Below are 16,829 nucleotides of genomic sequence, written 5' to 3' on the forward strand. Positions count from 1 at the left end.
GTAGGCCGGATACGCGCAGCGCATCCGGCAACCGGTTAGTGGTGCGAAGAGATCTTCACGCCGCCTTCCGGGATTGGAACGTACGGTGTTTCTTTGTCAGTACGTTTGTCGCTGTTACGCACCTTCAACCAGGTTTTGAAACCGTAGAAGATGATGCTGTACACCACAATCAGGAACAGAATACTCAGGCCCGCGTTGGTGTAGTTGTTCACAACGATGTGGTTCATGTTGGCAATCTGCTGTGCCGTCAGGTCAGTACCGTTAGCAATCTTCTCTTTGTACTGGCTTGCCATGTAGAAGAAGCCTTCCATCTGCGGGTTGGTGCTGAACAGTTTCAGGCCCAGCGCCCAGGTGGTGCAGATAAGCAGCCATACAGCCGGAACAACAGTTACCCAGATGTATTGGGTGCGCTTCATCTTAATCAGCACAACGGTGCCCAGTACCAGCGCTACGGCTGCCAGCATCTGGTTGGAGATACCGAACAGCGGCCACAGGCTCTTAACGCCGCCCAGCGGATCGACCACGCCCTGATACAGCAGGTAGCCCCACAGACCCACACAGCCCGCAGTACCGATGATACCGGCAACCAGAGAGTCGGTTTTTTTCAGGAACGGGATGAAGTTACCCAGCAGGTCTTGCAGCATAAAGCGGCCAGAACGGGTACCCGCATCCAGCGCGGTCAGGATGAACAGGGCTTCGAACAGAATACCGAAGTGATACCAGAAGCCCATGTCAGCCATCGGCAGCACTTTGTGGAACACGTGAGCGATACCTACCGCCAGCGTCGGCGCACCACCTGCACGGTTCAGGACAGAAGGCTCACCAATGTCTTTCGCGGTTTGCAGGATCTGCTCTGGCGAAATCACGAAGCCCCAGGAGCTGACAGTCGCTGCCGCGTGTGCGGTAACGTCTTTCAGTTGTGCCATGATGATCGGCGCGTTCTCGCCACCCATTTCATGCAGGTTAGGCATGGTGATGCCAAGGCCCGCAGGCGGGGTATTCATCGCGAAGTAAAGACCCGGTTCGATGATGGACGCAGCAACCAGCGCCATAATCGCCACGAAGGACTCCATCAGCATTGCGCCGTAGCCAATGAAACGCGCGTCGGTTTCGTTAGCCAGCAGTTTCGGCGTCGTACCGGAAGAGATCAGCGCGTGGAAGCCAGATACCGCACCACAGGCGATGGTGATGAACAGGAACGGGAACAGAGCGCCTTTCCACAGCGGGCCAGTACCGTCAATGTACTGGGTCATCGCAGGCATTTTCAGTTCCGGGTTCAGCACCACGATACCCAGCGCCAGGCCGACGATAACGCCGATTTTCAGGAAGGTTGCCAGATAGTCGCGCGGTGCGAGGATCAGCCACACCGGCAGCAGTGCGGAAACAAACGCATAGCCAATCAGTGCGAAGGTAATGGTGGTGTCTTTAAAGGTCAGTGCCGGACCCCAGTACGGATCGTGAGCAATTACGCCACCGAAGTAGATAGAGGCAACCAGCAGCACGATACCAATAACAGAGACTTCACCTACACGCCCCGGACGGATAAAGCGCATGTAGATACCCATAAACAGCGCAATTGGTACGGTTGAGCAAACGGTGAAGACCCCCCACGGACTTTCGGCCAGGGCTTTAACCACAATCAGCGCCAGAACGGCGAGGATGATGATCATGATTAAGAAACAGCCAAACAGCGCGATAGTTCCCGGTACTGGCCCCATCTCTTCTTTGATCATCTCACCGAGAGATGCGCCGTTACGGCGAGAAGAGATAAACAGCACCATAAAGTCCTGTACCGCACCGGCCAGCACTACCCCCGCCAGCAGCCACAGTGTGCCAGGCAGGTAACCCATCTGCGCGGCGAGAACCGGACCAACCAGCGGACCCGCACCGGCGATAGCGGCGAAGTGGTGACCAAACAACACGTAACGGTTGGTCGGAACATAGTTCAGACCGTCATTGTTAATAACTGCAGGCGTCGCGCGCGTGGGGTCGAGTTTCATCACCTTCTGGGCGATGTACAAACTGTAGTAGCGATAAGCCACCAGATACACCGACACAGAGGCGACCACGATCCACAGGGCGCTGACGTGCTCCCCCCGACGTAATGCAACTACCGCGAGGCAGAATGCACCGATGATTCCAAGAATCACCCAGGGTATGTGCTTGAATATCTTTTTAGTATCCATAGTAAAACCTGGCATGTATTGATTAATAGTTGGCCGAAGCCGTTCTAGGTTTGCGTTGCGTTTGAGGAGGTAAATTGACCGCTATCCTGCAGTGATGTTGCCAGAGTTACGCGCGCGTAAAGTAAGGTAAATAACTGAGTGGTTATATTTGGGACGTAAGCGGTCAGGAATGGCGGTGAGCGGTTGGGCAAGAATTATTCGTCGGGTGGATATGTGATTGAGATCACAATAAAAATGCCCCTTCAACGAATACGTGAAGGGGCTGGAGCTTAAATCGCAGCTTCCATTTCCAGCATCACCGGATGGAAACGGCGTTTGAAGTAGATAAGTCCGTGACCTTCTGCACTGAGGATGATGTTTTTAATCTCCACCAGATACACCAGATGTGTGCCAATCGCCTGCACATCGCGGATCTCACCTTCAAGACTGGCCAGCGAACCTTTCAGCACCGGCTGCGCCAGCGGACCTTTTTGCCAGCATGAGAGGCTAAAACGCTCTTCCATCGCCATGCCCGTCATACCCGCGAAGTGACGGGCCATCAGTTCCTGCTCATGATTGAGGACGTTGACGCACAACTTGCCGTTACCCTGAAACACCGGGTTCATCGCACTGTTGGCGTTAATGCACACCATCAGCGACGGTGGTGTATCCGTGACCGAGCAGACGGCCGTTGCCGTAATCCCGCATTGTCCGGCGTCACCCTCGGTGGTGATAATATTTACCGCTGCCGACAGGCTGGCCATCGCGTCACGAAAGCGCAGGCGTTGTTCATCTAATTGCATCTTAACCTCCCGCTGCGTTATTTCAGCAGCTTATCCAGCATGTTGATATCGTCGTTGTTGTGCAGGTGCGGCACAGTCCAGCCGTTCTGGTCGTATTCCGACAGGCAGCGATCAACCATCGCCATCATCTTGTCCATATTGCCGGAGCTTTGTGCCTGGCGCAGACACTGCAGGCGAATCTCATCCTGGCTACCGGAGTAGTTGATTTCATACAGTTCGTGACGACCACCAAACTCGCTGCCAATGGCGTCCCACATCAGTTTGAGGATCTTGATGCGCTGGACGTGATCCATACCGTTCGAACCGCGCACATACTTCGCCAGATACTGGTCGATCTGCGGATTGTTCAGGTCACGGGCACTGGAAGGGAGATAGATCAGGCCACTGGTAACGTTGCGTTCGATAATGTTTTTGATCTTCGCGTAGGCCATTGGTGCCAGTACGCGATAGGTTTGCAGTGCGGCATGATCCGGTAAATAAGCCCCGTTGACCCACGGCGTCGCTTCTGAACACATTGAGTCACTCAATGCCCAGAAGGTGTTGCGCCACGCCACCACTTCACCGAGATCGGCCTGCACGCCCCGGAACTCCAGGGTGCCGGTACATTCGAGTGATTTTTTCAGCAGTGCCGTGATGAAGTCGAGTTTCACTGCCAGGCGCACACAGGCTTGCAGCGGATACATACGGGCGAAACCGCCTTCCATCGTCCAGCGACGACAGCGATCAAAATCGCGGTAGATCAGCACGTTTTCCCATGGGATCAGTACGTTATCCATCACCAGAATCGCATCGTTCTCATCGAAGCGACTGGAGAGCGGGTAGTCGTACGGCGAGCCGGTAGCGCCCGCGACCATCTCATAAGAGGCGCGGGAGATTAATTTCACACCATCGGCATCCATTGGTGCAACGAACATCAGTGCGAAGTCCGGGTTTTCACCCATCACTTGTGCTGAGCCGAAGCCAATCATGTTGTAGTGAGTCAGCGCCGAGTTGGTGGCAACCACTTTCGCACCGCTGACGATAATCCCGGCGTCAGTCTCTTTTTCCAGCTTGATGTAAACGTCTTTCACTTTATCGGTCGGCAAATGACGATCGATCGGTGGGTTAACAATCGCGTGGTTAAAGTAGAGGCCAGTTTCCTGGATACGTGTGTACCAGTTACGGGCGTTCTGCTCGAACTGACCGTAAAAGCCCGGATTCGCGCCCAGTGCGCAACCGAAAGCGGCTTTGTAGTCTGGGGTGCGGCCCATCCAGCCATAGCTCAGGCGTGACCACTCAGCGATGGCGTCGCGTTGCTGGCGCAGGTCGTCGGCACTTTTCGCCACGCGGAAGAATTTATGGGTATAGCCGCCGCTGCCGGTGTCGGTGTTCCAGCACAGAGAGTCCTGCATCTCCGGTTTGTGCAGCGCGTCGTACAATTGGGCAACAGACGCTGCCGCATTACGAAATGCCGGATGAGTGGTGACGTCTTTCACTCGCTCGCCATAGATATAGATCTCGCGACCATCCTGCAGGCTTTTCAGATACTCTTCCCCGGTGAACGGACGTTGGGTACTGGCGCGGAAATCTTCTGGTTTCATGTCGACCTCTACAGTATTAATCGGAATACGGTTGTTAATTTTGTGTGTTGTTTTTGTTATTCAATTGAAGCTTGCAGGGGCTATTACGGGAAGAGACTTTTGGGACAATGGCTGGTACTTTTCAGGTAGGGTACGGTTTTGTGATCGAGGTCGCTTTTAGCGATTTTTGACGTTACTCAATCCCCTTGCTCCAGGCGGAGAAAGGGGAATAGCAGGTGGTGCCTGGTTTCCCGTTAAGACTATAGGGTTATCACGTCACAGGTACTTTTTGGGCGCGATAAGCACTGGGTGAGCAACCGACTAAGCGATTAAAAAAGCGCGCAAAATAAGCCGGATCCTTAAAACCGAGTTGCCAGGCAATATTGTTTACGGCGTTATCAGAAAACAGCAGCAGCCGCTTGGCTTCTCGCAGCTGTCTGTCGAAAATCAACCGTTTTGGCGGACGGTTGGCAAAGCGACGGCAGATGTCCGTGAGTCGTGATTCGGTGATATGCAGTTCGTTAGCGTAATCAGGAACTGTCCAGTGCTGATGAAAATGGCTTTCAATCAGCATATGAAAACGCTGGAACAGTTTTAATTCCCCGCGCATCCCGCTGGCGGCATGGTCGTCGAGTTTTGCGTTACGCAGCAGTAGGGTGAACACTGCCTGTGCCAGTAGCGTCAGGGTGTGTTCCCGTCCAGGCAGTTGTTCCACCGATTCCCGCTCTATCAGTTGCCAATAGTGTTCCAGCGCCGCCAGTTCGTCGGGTTTATCTGCCAGTGACAGGCAAATCCCCGGTAGGCCGAAGGTTTCCCGAGTGCCTGGATAAAGAACTTCCAGCAGGGGCCAGATTAGATCTTCCCGTACCGTCAACACATGACCGTCGGCGTCAGACTCCGTAATAAACGCATGAGGTACTGACGGCGGCGTCAGGACAAACAGAGGCGCTTCCACCGAGTAGCGATGATCGTCAAGCTGTAGCTCAATCTGTCCGCTATTGAGGAAATGCATCTGAAAGTACTGTTCGTGACGATGTGGCAGCATATGGCGGCCAAAAAAGGCCGCCATGCGGGCGAACGACTGATAATGCACATCGTCCGTGCCCAGGCTTTCATCATACTCTTTGCTGATATCAATATTGGCAATCTGACTATCGCACATCGTCGTTCCTTACGGGGTCGCTCGCGGACGGGAGGACTGCATTGGAATCGCCCAGATAATCCCCGCACCAATCACCAGCAGCGCGGCAACAAACCACAATCCACTGTTAAAGCTGCCGGTCAGATCTTTCAGCCAGCCGATCATAAACGGACTCAGCGCCGAACCGATATTGCCAGTAGCGTTGATCACCGCAATACCGATCGCGCGTGCCCGCAGGCTGATGGACTGATCCGGTGTTGTCCAGAAAATTGCCATTGCGCTGAATGATCCGGTCGAAGCCATAATGATCCCCAGCATCTGGATCATATTGTGATCAGTTGCCGAAGCCAGTAACCAACCTGCGGCCGCGAACAAATAAGGAAGGGCGGTGTGGTGCCTTCGTTCCTGGCGGCGATCTGAGTGACGGCTCCAGTAGATCATCCCGAGAATGGTACAAATCTGCGGTACGGCGGCTAGCAGACCGATGGTGATATTACTGCTGCCCTGATTAAAGCTTTGCAGGATCTGCGGTGTCCAGATGCTGATCGCACTAAGTGTGTTGGTCAGGCAGAAATACGCCAGGGTATACATCATCACCACCGGAGTGAAGATCTCCCGCCACATGCTGCGTTGTTGCATGGCGTGGTGGCTGATGGCTCCCTCTGGCTGAACCAGCGTCAGACGATCGTTATCCATCATCTCTTGCAGGCATTTTTTGTCTTCTTTCGTCAGCCACTTAGCTTTGTCCGGTGAGTCATCAAGCCAAAACCACACCATGACGCCGAGTAATACCGACGGGAAGCCTTCCAGCAAAAACAGCCACTGCCAGCCTTTTAGTGCCAATACGCCATCCAGCGACAAAATGTAGCCGGAAACGATAGATCCCAACGCTGTCGTTACCGGCATTGCCACCATAAACAAGGCGTTGGCACGGGCGCGGAAGTAGGCCGGAAACCAGAAGGTTAAATACAGCAGAATGCCAGGCAGAAAGCCGGCTTCGGTAATGCCAACCAGTATACGCAGTACGTATAAGCTGGTGGGGCCAGTGGCAAACATGGTGGCAGTAGAGGCGATGCCCCAAAGCACCATTATGGTGGCGATCCAGCGTCGCGCACCGACAATACTCAGCATAATGTTGCTGGGAATGCCGAAGATGACGTAAGCGGCGTAGAACAGGGTGGTGGCGAGGCCAAACATGGTGGCGCTCAGACCGAGGTCGCGCCCCATCGTCAGTCCGGCAAAGCCGATGTTGATGCGATCAAGGAACGAGAAGATAAACAGCACGAACAGAAAGATGATTAGGCGGCGAAACAACTTCTTAATAACCGCCTGTTGTCCGGCAGTCAGCGCTTTATGCTGATTCGCCGGATCGATACTTTCCGGTATGGCAGGTGAGGTGTCGCTCATTTTTCTTCCTCTAATGGGATTTTTGTAGGGTACGACAAGGTTTATGGCGGATGCAGCACAAACGCCTTATCCGGCCTACGGTTTGGTGCGCGTGTAGGCTGGTTAAGCGCAGCGCATCCGGCATTAATACACGCCGGGCTTCACGGTCGTGGCCTGCGCGCCAAACCGTGCTGCCAGTGCTTCGGCGGCGCGGGCGAGCAGGGTGGTGTCAACGCCGACGGCGACAAACAGCGCGCCCAGTTCCAGATAGCGTTTTGCCAGTTGCTCATTGGCGATCAGGATCCCCGGCGCTTTGCCCGCTTCACGGATCTGCACGATCGCCTGTTCAATCGCGGCCTGCACTTCCGGGTGCTGCGGATTACCGGCATAACCCATATCGGCGCTCAGATCTGCCGGGCCGATAAACACGCCGTCGACACCTTCTACGTCCAGAATCTGCGGTAGGTTCTTCATTGCCTCACGCGTTTCGATCTGCACCAGCACGCACATTTGATCATTGGCTTTTTGCAGGTAATCAGGAATGCGATTCCAGCGTGAGGCGCGTGCCAGCGCACTGCCCACGCCACGAATACCGGCGGGGGGATAACGGGTGGCGCGTACCGCTTCACGGGCTTCGTCGGCGTTTTGTACCATCGGCACCAGTAAGGTTTGTGTGCCGACGTCCAGCAGTTGTTTGATTTGCACCGGATCGTTCCACGACGGGCGCACTACCGGTTGACTGGGATAGGGCGCGATCGCCTGCAGCTGGGTGAGCACTGTTTGCACGTTGTTCGGCGCGTGTTCACCGTCGATCAACAACCAGTCGAACCCCGCGCCGGCCAGTAACTCCGCGCTGTAGCTGCTGCTCAGCCCCAGCCATAAACCGATTTGTGGGCGACCTGCTTTCAGCGCCGCTTTAAAGGTGTTTTCCATGATTCTCTCCTTAAACAAAGCGGCAGCTAATGGAGCCCATGTTGCCGTAATCGACGTGGAAGGTGTCGCCTTTACGCGCCGGAACCGGTCGGGTGAACGATCCGCCGAGAATGATTTGCCCGGCTTCCAGTTGCACGTCATACGGTGCGAGTTTGTTCGCCAGCCATGCCACGCCGTTGGCCGGATGATTCAGCACACCCGCGGCGACGCCGGTTTCTTCAATCACGCCATTGCGGTACAGCAGCGCGGAGATCCAACGCAGATCCAGTTCATCGGGCTTAATGGGACGACCGCCGAGGATCACCCCGGCGTTGGCGGCGTTATCGGAAATGGTGTCGAACACTTTGCGCGGGCGCTGGGTTTCTGGATCGATGTTGTGGCAGCGAGCGTCGATCAACTCCAGCGCCGGGATCACATAATCCGTCGCGTTGTAGACGTCGAACAGGGTGCAGTTTGGCCCGCGCAGCGGTTTTGCCAGCACAAAAGCCAGCTCCACTTCAATGCGTGGCACGATAAAGCGATCGGTCGGGATATCGCTGCCATCGTGGAAGAACATGTCATCCAGCAGTGCGCCGTAATCTGGTTCGCTGATTTGTGAGCTGGCCTGCATGGCTTTCGAGGTCAGGCCGATTTTGTGGCCTTTCAGCGTGCGGCCTTCGGCAATTTTCAGGCGGACCCATTCGCGCTGTACTGCGTAGGCGTCTTCGATGGTGATCTCCGGGTAATCCAGGGAGATCGCGCGGATCTGTTCGCGCTGTTTTTCTGCCTGATCCAGACGCTGGGCGATCAGGGTGTGGGTGTGTTTATCGAACATGGCGATATCCTGTGGCATTGCCGGATGGCGGCTGCGCCTTATCATCCGGCCTGGAAGCTGGTGCAAATTTATTTAAACAACGCGTGTACGTTGTTCTGTTTGAAATTCAACGTTGGGTGCAGTTCTGCAATCTCAAATGAAAGCGCCAGGTAACGGCTCTCCATCAGTGAGGCGAAGTGCGTTTTAATCAGATCAAACAGCATTTCGCCCACTTCCTGACGGCTTTCCAGACTGCGCCCGCTGCCGATTTTTAGCGTCATATGCACAAAGGCGTAATCGTGCTTGCCATCAGCCATTTGCCAGGTATCGATCCAGTGCGCCCGGCTACGTATTCCCCCAAGCGGAAAAATCCCCGTCGCCGCCAGTGCGGTGTTAACACTGGCAAACAGCTCAGGTAAGCGGGCTTCTTCACGGATATTTTCAGTACATTCCACGATAAAGTGCGGCATGGTGGTTCCTTATGCGGGCAGCGGGAAAACAGCGTTAACCTGACCGGTGCCAGAGCTTGGGAACAGCTCGGTAATAAACTCCACCTTGCCATCGTATTTATCCCAGCCAAGCATCCCCAGCAGCATCACCGTGTCGTGCATATTGCCTTCCCCGTAGCAGTAGTTGGCATACTCCGGCAGCATATTGCAGAACTCTTTGAACTGGCCTTCTCGCCACAGCTTCACCACGCGCTCGTCCATCTGGCGGTCGAACTCGCGGGTGTAGCTGTTCATCCCTTCTTCCGCACGCTGATCGTCAATAAAGCGGTGCGATAACGAACCGCTGGCAAGGACCGCCACGGTGCCGTCGTACTGTTCGATCGCTTTCAGAATCGCTTCGCCCAGCTTGCGGCTGTCGGCAAAATCATGGACGGTACAGAATGCAGAGATGGAGACCACTTTGAAGTGCTTGTCTTCATTCATGTAACGCATTGGCACCAGCGTGCCGTACTCCAGTTTCAGGCTGGGAATGTTGTGCGCTTTTGCGCGCACGCCGAGTTTTATCGCTTCATCGGCAATAAGCTGCCCCAACTCCGGGTTGCCCTCGTAGTTGTAGGTCATATCGCGGATAAAATGCGGCAGCTCGTTACTGGTGTAGACGCCTTCAAAATGGTCTGCACAGTTGATGTGATAAGCACTGTTCACCAGCCAGTGGGTATCGAAAACGATAATGGTATCGACGCCCATTTCCCGGCAACGCTTGCTGATCTCTTTATGCCCGTTAATCGCGCCCTGGCGGCAGCCGTGGTTTTTCCCCGGCAGTTCAGAGAGATACATCGACGGCACGTGCGTGATTTTTGCTGCTAATGCTAACTTACCCATATCAGACTCCCCATTTCGGAATGGGATGGTCGCCCATGGAAATGCAGACGTTCTTCATTTCCGCGAACACTTCGAAGCTGTACTCACCGCCTTCGCGCCCGGTACCGGAGGCTTTTACGCCGCCAAACGGCTGGCGCAGGTCGCGCACGTTCTGGGTGTTGACGAACACCATGCCTGCTTCAATGCCACGCGCCAGGCGTAACACTTTGCTGACATCCTGGGTCCAGATGTACGACGCAAGGCCGTACTCTACGTCGTTTGCCAGGCGTAAGCCTTCGGCTTCATCTTTAAACGGCAGCAGGCAGGCGACCGGCCCGAAAATTTCTTCCTGGGCGACGCGCATACGGTTATCAACGTCTGCCAGCACGGTCGGGCGCAGGAAGTTGCCGCCTTTCAGGTGCACAGGCAGGTCGGACGGTTTATCCGGGCCGCCCGCCAGCAGGGTTGCGCCTTCTTCAATGCCGAGACGGATATAGCCGGAAACTTTTTCCCAGTGCTGTTGGCTGATAAGCGCCCCAACCTGGGTGTTTGGATCGTTTGGATCGCCCACGCGCAGACGGTTGGCGCGTTCGGCAAAGCGTTTAACAAATTCCGGGTAGATGCTTTGCTGAATAAAGATGCGCGAACCGGCGGTGCAGCGTTCGCCGTTGATCGAGAAGATGGTGAACAGGGCGGCGTCCAGCGCGCGCTCAATATCGGCATCTTCAAAAATCAGCACCGGCGATTTACCGCCCAGTTCCATGGAGTATTTTTTCAGCCCGGCGTTTTTCATGATGTTGCGCCCGGTGGCCGTACCGCCGGTGAACGACACGGCACGTACGTCATGATGACGGACCAGTGCATCGCCTGCGGTTGCTCCGTAGCCCTGTACCACGTTCAGCACGCCCGCCGGAATACCGGCTTCCAGCGCCAGCTCACCCAGGCGGTCAGCGGTCAGCGGGGAGAGTTCCGACATTTTCAGCACTGCGGTATTGCCCAGCGCCAGACACGGCGCGACCTTCCAGGTGGCGGTCATAAATGGCACGTTCCACGGTGACACCAGCGCACAAACGCCCACCGGCTGCACCAGTGTGTAGTTGAGCATCTTGTCATCAACCGGATAGGTTTTGCCGTTCATCTGCTGGCAGACTTCCGCGAAAAATTCAAAGTTGTGAGAAGCGCGTGGGATCAACACATTTTTGGTCTGATGGATCGGCAGGCCCGTGTCAGCGGTTTCCATCGCGGCGATCTCTGGCACGTTCTGGTCGATCAGTGAGCCCAGACGGCGCATCAGTCGCGCACGCTCTTTCATCGGCAGATTGGCCCATTTTGGGAACGCCTCTTTCGCTGCCGCTACCGCCTGATTGATCTCCGCTTCACCGCCAGAGGCCACATCCGCCAGCACTTCACCCGTTGCTGGATTAGTGGTCTGGAAGTAGTCGTTACCTGCAACATTTTTGCCGTTGATCCAATGATTTACTTTTTTCATTTCGCTGTATCCTCACTCACAATTCGGTTCACCAGGCGGCCCACGCCTTCTACTTCCACCACTACTTCATCGCCAGGCACCACGTCAGATAAGCCTTTTGGTGTGCCGGTGGCGATCATGTCGCCCGGATTCAGGGTCATAAATTCGCTTAAATAGGCGATCAGGAAAGGCACGCTGAAGATCAGATCGGCGGTGGTGCCTTGCTGGCGTAACTCGCCGTTGACGAAGGTGCGAAGGGTCAGATTATGCGGGTCCGGGATCGCCTCTTTAGGCACGATGGTTGAAAGCATCGGCGTCAGTCCGTCGCGGCTTTTTACCCGCAGGTTAGGGCGGTAGTAGTTTTCCAGATAGTCGCGAATGGCGTAGTCGTTACACACGGTGTAGCCCGCGACATAATCCATAGCATCGGCTTCGCTGACGTAACGCGCCTGCTTGCCAATCACCACCACCAGCTCCGCTTCGTAGTGCATGTATTCAATATTGTTCGGGCGCACGGAGGTCTGGTTATCGCCAGTGAGGGTATTCGGCGCTTTCAGGAACACCAGCGGCTCTTCCGGTGGTTTAAATTCCAGTTCGCTGGCGTGGTCGGCGTAGTTCAGGCCGAGGGCAAACAGCGTGCCGTGCGGGTGTGGCAGCGTTGGGAAGGTTTTGTGCGTGGTCACTTCATGTTCGTCCACTACCGGATTTTCCAGCGGCGGGAAACCTTCTGCGAGAACACGAACGCGATCGCCTGGCTGTATTTCCACGCGCGCCTGTGGCGTGCCGAGCAGAATGGCATCGCCAGGATTTAGTGTGGCAAATTCGCTGAGGGCGTTCAGCAACTGTGCGGCGTTACGTTGTAAATCGGCGGTGTTCCAGTGATCGGCAGGACGCCCGTTGATCTCGGTATAGATGGTCAGATTATCGACATTGCTGAGAGCCACGGTTTCACCAATGGGGCAGAATCCATCACGACATTTTGCTTTGATTGCCGGGCGGTAAAAGCTCTCTTCCGGCAGGCTGACGTCGTTAGCCAGCGCGTATCCGGCGATGTACTCTGCTGCATCTTCTTCGCGTACTTTCGTCGCCTTTTTTCCCACAATCAGCGCAACTGTCGCACCACTCAGTACCTTTTCACCCTGCGGAAAGGGAATCGGCTCACCGCTACTAATCACCGTATTGCGCGGTTTAATAAACCAGACCGCAGTTTTAGGCGGGGCTTTGTAGGGGGATTGCTGGAACGCTTCCTGCCATGCATCAAGCTGGCTGCGATGGTTCAACGCTACGGCGAAGATAGTGCCTTTCATTACCACTCCTCGGATTCGATCATTTTAATCATTAATATGTTAATGATTACTTTTATTCCCGATTGCGTAGTTTGGCAAAAGTAAGTGATGTAAATGTGATCTAATTAACAAACTATTTACATTTTCAGGTAATAAAATACTAAATATCAGTAAGTTAATAAAGTATGCTCAATTTTGATAAAATGAGGAATTGCGGGGATAGCTCAGTCCCGGTAACGTGACGATTAACTGTTTCTATATTAATGATTTTGAATTTTTTCAGGGGAAAGATAATGCACGACTCACTAACCATTGCGTTGCTCCAGGCGCGAGAAGCGGCGATGAGTTATTTTCGCCCAATCGTTAAACGGCATAATTTGACTGAGCAACAGTGGCGCATCGTGCGTATTCTGGCGGAAAGCCCATCAATGGATTTTCACGATCTGGCGTATCGCGCCTGCATTTTGCGCCCAAGCCTGACCGGGATCCTCACGCGGATGGAACGCGACGGTTTAGTGTTGCGATTAAAGCCGATCAATGATCAGCGGAAGCTTTATATCTCGCTGACCAAAGAGGGGCAGGCCCTGTATAACCGCGCTCAGACACAGATTGAAGAAGCCTATCGGCAGATTGAAGCTCAGTTTACTGCCGAGAAAATGCAACAGTTAACCCATCTGTTAGAGGAATTTATTGCTCTGGGTAATTCCCGACAAGAAGACATTCCGGGCGATAATGAATAACTTTTTAGTATCTGATAACCAGCATCTGGTTTTTCCATGGATGGCGGGTTACACCTTTTCATAAAGTTTTTGCTTTCCAGGCCGAAAATCTTGCATCGGTCCACAGGAAAGAGAAACCATGTTAAAACGTATCAAGATCGTGACCAGCTTACTGCTGGTTTTGGCCGTTTTTGGCCTTTTACAACTGACATCAGGCGGTCTGTTCTTTAATGCCTTAAAGAATGACAAAGAAAATTTCACTGTTTTACAAACCATTCGCCAACAGCAATCCACGCTGAATGGCAGCTGGGTCGCGTTGTTGCAGACGCGTAACACCCTCAACCGCGCGGGGATCCGCTACATGATGGATCAGAACAATATTGGTAGCGGTTCAACCGTTGCCGAGCTGATGCAGAGTGCCAGTATTTCGCTGAAACAGGCGGAAAAAAACTGGGCGGATTACGAAGCATTGCCGCGTGACCCGCGTCAGAGCACCGCCGCAGCGGCAGAGATCAAACGTAATTACGATATTTATCACAATGCGCTGGCGGAACTGATCCAACTGTTAGGTGCAGGCAAAATCAACGAATTCTTTGATCAGCCGACTCAGGGATATCAGGACGGTTTCGAGAAGCAGTATGTGGCTTACATGGAGCAAAACGATCGGCTCTATGATATCGCCGTCAGCGATAATAATGCCTCCTACAGCCAGGCGATGTGGATTCTGGTGGGCGTGATGATCGTCGTACTGGCGGTCATCTTCGCCGTCTGGTTCGGTATTAAAGCCTCGTTGGTAGCGCCAATGAATCGCCTGATTGACAGCATTCGTCATATTGCAGGTGGCGATCTGGTGAAACCGATTGAGGTGGATGGTTCTAATGAGATGGGGCAACTGGCAGAGAGTTTGCGCCATATGCAGGGGGAGCTGATGCGTACCGTCGGTGATGTGCGCAACGGGGCCAATGCTATCTATAGCGGTGCCAGCGAAATCGCCACCGGCAATAACGATCTCTCTTCGCGCACCGAGCAACAGGCCGCTTCGCTGGAAGAGACGGCAGCCAGCATGGAACAACTGACCGCAACGGTGAAACAGAACGCCGAGAATGCGCGTCAGGCTAGCCATCTGGCGTTAAGTGCTTCCGAAACGGCGCAACGTGGCGGCAAAGTGGTGGATAACGTGGTGCAGACCATGCGCGATATCTCCACCAGCTCGCAGAAAATCGCCGATATTATCAGCGTAATTGACGGCATTGCCTTCCAGACCAATATTCTGGCTTTGAACGCGGCGGTTGAAGCAGCGCGTGCGGGTGAGCAAGGGCGCGGTTTTGCGGTGGTTGCGGGAGAAGTGCGTAATCTGGCCCAGCGTAGCGCTCAGGCGGCTCGCGAAATTAAAAGCCTGATTGAAGACTCGGTGGGCAAAGTGGATGTTGGCTCTACGCTGGTCGAAAGCGCCGGGGAAACCATGGCAGAGATTGTCAGCGCTGTGACCCGCGTGACGGACATTATGGGCGAAATTGCTTCGGCTTCTGATGAGCAGAGCCGTGGTATCGATCAGGTTGGCTTAGCAGTAGCTGAGATGGACCGAGTGACCCAACAGAACGCTGCGCTGGTGGAAGAATCTGCCGCCGCCGCCGCCGCGCTGGAGGAGCAGGCCAGTCGCCTGACCGAAGCTGTGGCAGTGTTCCGGATTCAGCAAGAGCAGCAACGCCAGCGCGAAGCATCGGCAGTAGTAAAAACTGTGACGCCATCTGCGCCGCGCAAAGTGGCAGTGGCAGATAGCGGAGAGAACTGGGAAACGTTTTAATCTCCATAAAAATGCCCGATAAGCAAAATGTTATCGGGCATAGGGAAATTAATCTTTACGTGGGTCGTTGATCGGCTGACGAACCAGGAAGATGTATGCCAGTGCACCCGCCGCGGTGACGCAACCGCAGATGATTAGCGCCAGACGGAATGAGTGGGTGGTATCGACAATAAAACCAGTAATGATCGGCGCGAAAGAAGCGCAGATGAAGCTGGCAAAGTTCTGGATACTGCCCACCGATGCAGTCATGCGAGAAGCGACAGCGACGTGGATCAATCCCCAGCAGGATGTTCCAGCAAAGTGAATGCAGAACAGTGCCATGCCAATCAGCAGAACCGCCGTCATGGATGTTGTCGCTTGCGGTACGACCAGCGTAAAGGCGGCAGAACAGAACATCCCGGCAATAATGCAGATCTTACGGCTTTTAATCGGAGCCATTCCTCCTTTGACCAGCCAGTCGGTAACGTAACCATTGACCAGCATCCCGGCAGCCCCAAACAGGAAAGGGATAGCCGCCATCAACCCGGTGCTTTTTAAATCCAGGTTATAGGCTGTTTGCAGGTAACCTGGCAGCCAGGCCAGATACAGCCACGCAGTGTAATTGATGCCACTGAATCCGAGCATCATTCCCCACATTGTGCGGTTACGGAACAGGCTGCGCCATTCAGCAAAACTGAGTGGATCACGGCGGGCATTGACGCTACCGGCATTGAGATAGGCTTGTTCAACGGCAGTCAGTTCAACGTGCTCGCGGTTGCGATAGAGCATATACCAACCGATGGCGAGAAAAATCCCCAACACACCAATGGTAATAAACATCCCGCGCCAACCCATCACCAGCATCATCGCCGCCAGAATTGGTGGGCTTACGGCAACGCCAATGGTAGAAGCTGCGTTGAAGAAGCCCATCGGGCGTCCGCGCTCTTTGATGTTGAACCAGTCGTTAATGACTTTTACACCGCATGGGTTCATCGGCGCTTCACCAATCCCCATACCTATACGCACCAACACGAACTGCGTAAAGCTGTGCACCATGCCAGACATTGCCTGGAACAGTGACCAGAAGAACATCCCCAGTCCCAGCATCAGGCGCGGGCCTTTACGATCCAATAGTGGGCCGCAAGGAAGTTGCGCAATCCCGTAAGCGAGTGAAAACACGGAGAGCAAAGCGCCGATTTCGGTGGCACTTAATCCCAATTCTTCACGAATCGTTAAATTTGCTACCGACAGTGAACTGCGGTCGAGATAATTGATTACCGCCGCAAAAAATAATAACAACATGGCGGTGGTTTGAATGCGTTTAATTCGGGTACTGCGTTGAACTAATCCATCTGGTGGCACGGGAATATCTGCCGACGAAGATGGAGTAAATGAAGAACGCGGATCGAGGGTGATATTTTCTTTTTCCACGCCGGACTCCTGTATTTATAATTTTAATTGTTTACGTAATTGTGCATTACGC

Annotated in this window: 14 protein-coding genes; 2 read left to right on the forward strand and 12 right to left on the reverse strand. The window is 54.1% G+C overall.

Annotation, left to right across the window (positions count from 1 at the left end; all coding sequences use genetic code 11):
• Nucleotides 1-35: 35 nt before the first annotated feature.
• From btsT to hpaG, 11 genes are all read right to left on the reverse strand, one after another.
• Nucleotides 36-2,186 carry a pyruvate/proton symporter BtsT gene (btsT, locus tag QUF14_RS26445; RefSeq protein WP_001314407.1) on the reverse strand — a complete coding sequence of 717 codons (2,151 nt, stop codon included), beginning with the start codon at nucleotides 2,184-2,186 and terminating at the stop codon, nucleotides 36-38.
• Nucleotides 2,187-2,455: 269 nt separating this feature from the next.
• Nucleotides 2,456-2,968: a 4-hydroxyphenylacetate 3-monooxygenase reductase subunit gene (locus tag QUF14_RS26450; protein ID WP_001175455.1), complete on the reverse strand. Its 513-nt coding sequence runs from the start codon at nucleotides 2,966-2,968 to the stop codon at nucleotides 2,456-2,458.
• 17 nt (nucleotides 2,969-2,985) lie between these two features.
• Entirely contained in the window at nucleotides 2,986-4,548 is a 1,563-nt protein-coding gene (gene hpaB / locus QUF14_RS26455; protein ID WP_000801473.1) for a 4-hydroxyphenylacetate 3-monooxygenase, oxygenase component, read from the reverse strand.
• Between the two features lie 250 nt (nucleotides 4,549-4,798).
• Nucleotides 4,799-5,689: a 4-hydroxyphenylacetate catabolism regulatory protein HpaA gene (gene hpaA / locus QUF14_RS26460; RefSeq protein ID WP_000332911.1), complete on the reverse strand. Its 891-nt coding sequence runs from the start codon at nucleotides 5,687-5,689 to the stop codon at nucleotides 4,799-4,801.
• Nucleotides 5,690-5,698: 9 nt separating this feature from the next.
• A complete protein-coding gene (gene hpaX / locus QUF14_RS26465) occupies nucleotides 5,699-7,075 on the reverse strand; it encodes a 4-hydroxyphenylacetate permease (RefSeq protein WP_046076305.1) in 1,377 nt (458 codons plus the stop codon).
• Between the two features lie 123 nt (nucleotides 7,076-7,198).
• A complete protein-coding gene (hpaI, locus tag QUF14_RS26470) occupies nucleotides 7,199-7,987 on the reverse strand; it encodes a 4-hydroxy-2-oxoheptanedioate aldolase (protein WP_000432048.1) in 789 nt (262 codons plus the stop codon).
• A 10-nt stretch (nucleotides 7,988-7,997) separates the two neighbouring features.
• Nucleotides 7,998-8,801 (reverse strand): 2-oxo-hept-4-ene-1,7-dioate hydratase, encoded by an 804-nt coding sequence (hpaH, locus tag QUF14_RS26475; protein WP_000459744.1) that lies wholly within the window; start codon nucleotides 8,799-8,801, stop codon nucleotides 7,998-8,000.
• 68 nt (nucleotides 8,802-8,869) lie between these two features.
• Nucleotides 8,870-9,250 (reverse strand): 5-carboxymethyl-2-hydroxymuconate Delta-isomerase, encoded by a 381-nt coding sequence (locus QUF14_RS26480; protein WP_001119868.1) that lies wholly within the window; start codon nucleotides 9,248-9,250, stop codon nucleotides 8,870-8,872.
• A 9-nt stretch (nucleotides 9,251-9,259) separates the two neighbouring features.
• A complete protein-coding gene (gene hpaD, locus QUF14_RS26485) occupies nucleotides 9,260-10,111 on the reverse strand; it encodes a 3,4-dihydroxyphenylacetate 2,3-dioxygenase (RefSeq protein WP_000516999.1) in 852 nt (283 codons plus the stop codon).
• Nucleotide 10,112: 1 nt separating this feature from the next.
• Nucleotides 10,113-11,579 carry a 5-carboxymethyl-2-hydroxymuconate semialdehyde dehydrogenase gene (gene hpaE, locus QUF14_RS26490; protein WP_000757521.1) on the reverse strand — a complete coding sequence of 489 codons (1,467 nt, stop codon included), beginning with the start codon at nucleotides 11,577-11,579 and terminating at the stop codon, nucleotides 10,113-10,115.
• A complete protein-coding gene (gene hpaG / locus QUF14_RS26495) occupies nucleotides 11,576-12,865 on the reverse strand; it encodes a 4-hydroxyphenylacetate degradation bifunctional isomerase/decarboxylase (RefSeq protein ID WP_000679105.1) in 1,290 nt (429 codons plus the stop codon). Before hpaG ends, hpaE begins: the two co-directional genes overlap by 4 nt.
• 272 nt (nucleotides 12,866-13,137) lie before the next feature.
• Here hpaG and hpaR point away from each other — a divergent pair, with 272 nt between their 5' ends.
• Nucleotides 13,138-13,584 carry a homoprotocatechuate degradation operon regulator HpaR gene (hpaR, locus tag QUF14_RS26500; protein ID WP_000543916.1) on the forward strand — a complete coding sequence of 149 codons (447 nt, stop codon included), beginning with the start codon at nucleotides 13,138-13,140 and terminating at the stop codon, nucleotides 13,582-13,584.
• Nucleotides 13,585-13,702: 118 nt separating this feature from the next.
• Nucleotides 13,703-15,367, forward strand: a complete 1,665-nt coding sequence (gene tsr, locus QUF14_RS26505; protein ID WP_000919558.1) for a methyl-accepting chemotaxis protein — start codon at nucleotides 13,703-13,705, stop codon at nucleotides 15,365-15,367.
• Between the two features lie 48 nt (nucleotides 15,368-15,415).
• Here tsr and QUF14_RS26510 read toward each other — a convergent pair whose 3' ends face one another.
• Nucleotides 15,416-16,777, reverse strand: coding sequence for an MFS transporter (locus tag QUF14_RS26510; RefSeq protein ID WP_000410144.1), 1,362 nt, complete (start codon nucleotides 16,775-16,777; stop codon nucleotides 15,416-15,418).
• Nucleotides 16,778-16,829: the final 52 nt, after the last annotated feature.

The sequence above is a fragment of the Escherichia sp. HH091_1A genome (genome assembly GCF_030295175.1).
Lineage (GTDB): Bacteria > Pseudomonadota > Gammaproteobacteria > Enterobacterales > Enterobacteriaceae > Escherichia > Escherichia coli_F.

Excerpts from the sequence above, each read along its gene's own strand:
- btsT (WP_001314407.1), bottom strand. The coding sequence starts at position 2,186 with ATGGATACTAAAAAGATATTCAAGCACATACCCTGGGTGATTCTTGGA.
- QUF14_RS26450 (WP_001175455.1), bottom strand. The coding sequence starts at position 2,968 with ATGCAATTAGATGAACAACGCCTGCGCTTTCGTGACGCGATGGCCAGC.
- hpaB (WP_000801473.1), bottom strand. The coding sequence starts at position 4,548 with ATGAAACCAGAAGATTTCCGCGCCAGTACCCAACGTCCGTTCACCGGG.
- hpaA (WP_000332911.1), bottom strand. The coding sequence starts at position 5,689 with ATGTGCGATAGTCAGATTGCCAATATTGATATCAGCAAAGAGTATGAT.
- hpaX (WP_046076305.1), bottom strand. The coding sequence starts at position 7,075 with ATGAGCGACACCTCACCTGCCATACCGGAAAGTATCGATCCGGCGAAT.
- hpaI (WP_000432048.1), bottom strand. The coding sequence starts at position 7,987 with ATGGAAAACACCTTTAAAGCGGCGCTGAAAGCAGGTCGCCCACAAATC.
- hpaH (WP_000459744.1), bottom strand. The coding sequence starts at position 8,801 with ATGTTCGATAAACACACCCACACCCTGATCGCCCAGCGTCTGGATCAG.
- QUF14_RS26480 (WP_001119868.1), bottom strand. The coding sequence starts at position 9,250 with ATGCCGCACTTTATCGTGGAATGTACTGAAAATATCCGTGAAGAAGCC.
- hpaD (WP_000516999.1), bottom strand. The coding sequence starts at position 10,111 with ATGGGTAAGTTAGCATTAGCAGCAAAAATCACGCACGTGCCGTCGATG.
- hpaE (WP_000757521.1), bottom strand. The coding sequence starts at position 11,579 with ATGAAAAAAGTAAATCATTGGATCAACGGCAAAAATGTTGCAGGTAAC.
- hpaG (WP_000679105.1), bottom strand. The coding sequence starts at position 12,865 with ATGAAAGGCACTATCTTCGCCGTAGCGTTGAACCATCGCAGCCAGCTT.
- hpaR (WP_000543916.1), top strand. The coding sequence starts at position 13,138 with ATGCACGACTCACTAACCATTGCGTTGCTCCAGGCGCGAGAAGCGGCG.
- tsr (WP_000919558.1), top strand. The coding sequence starts at position 13,703 with ATGTTAAAACGTATCAAGATCGTGACCAGCTTACTGCTGGTTTTGGCC.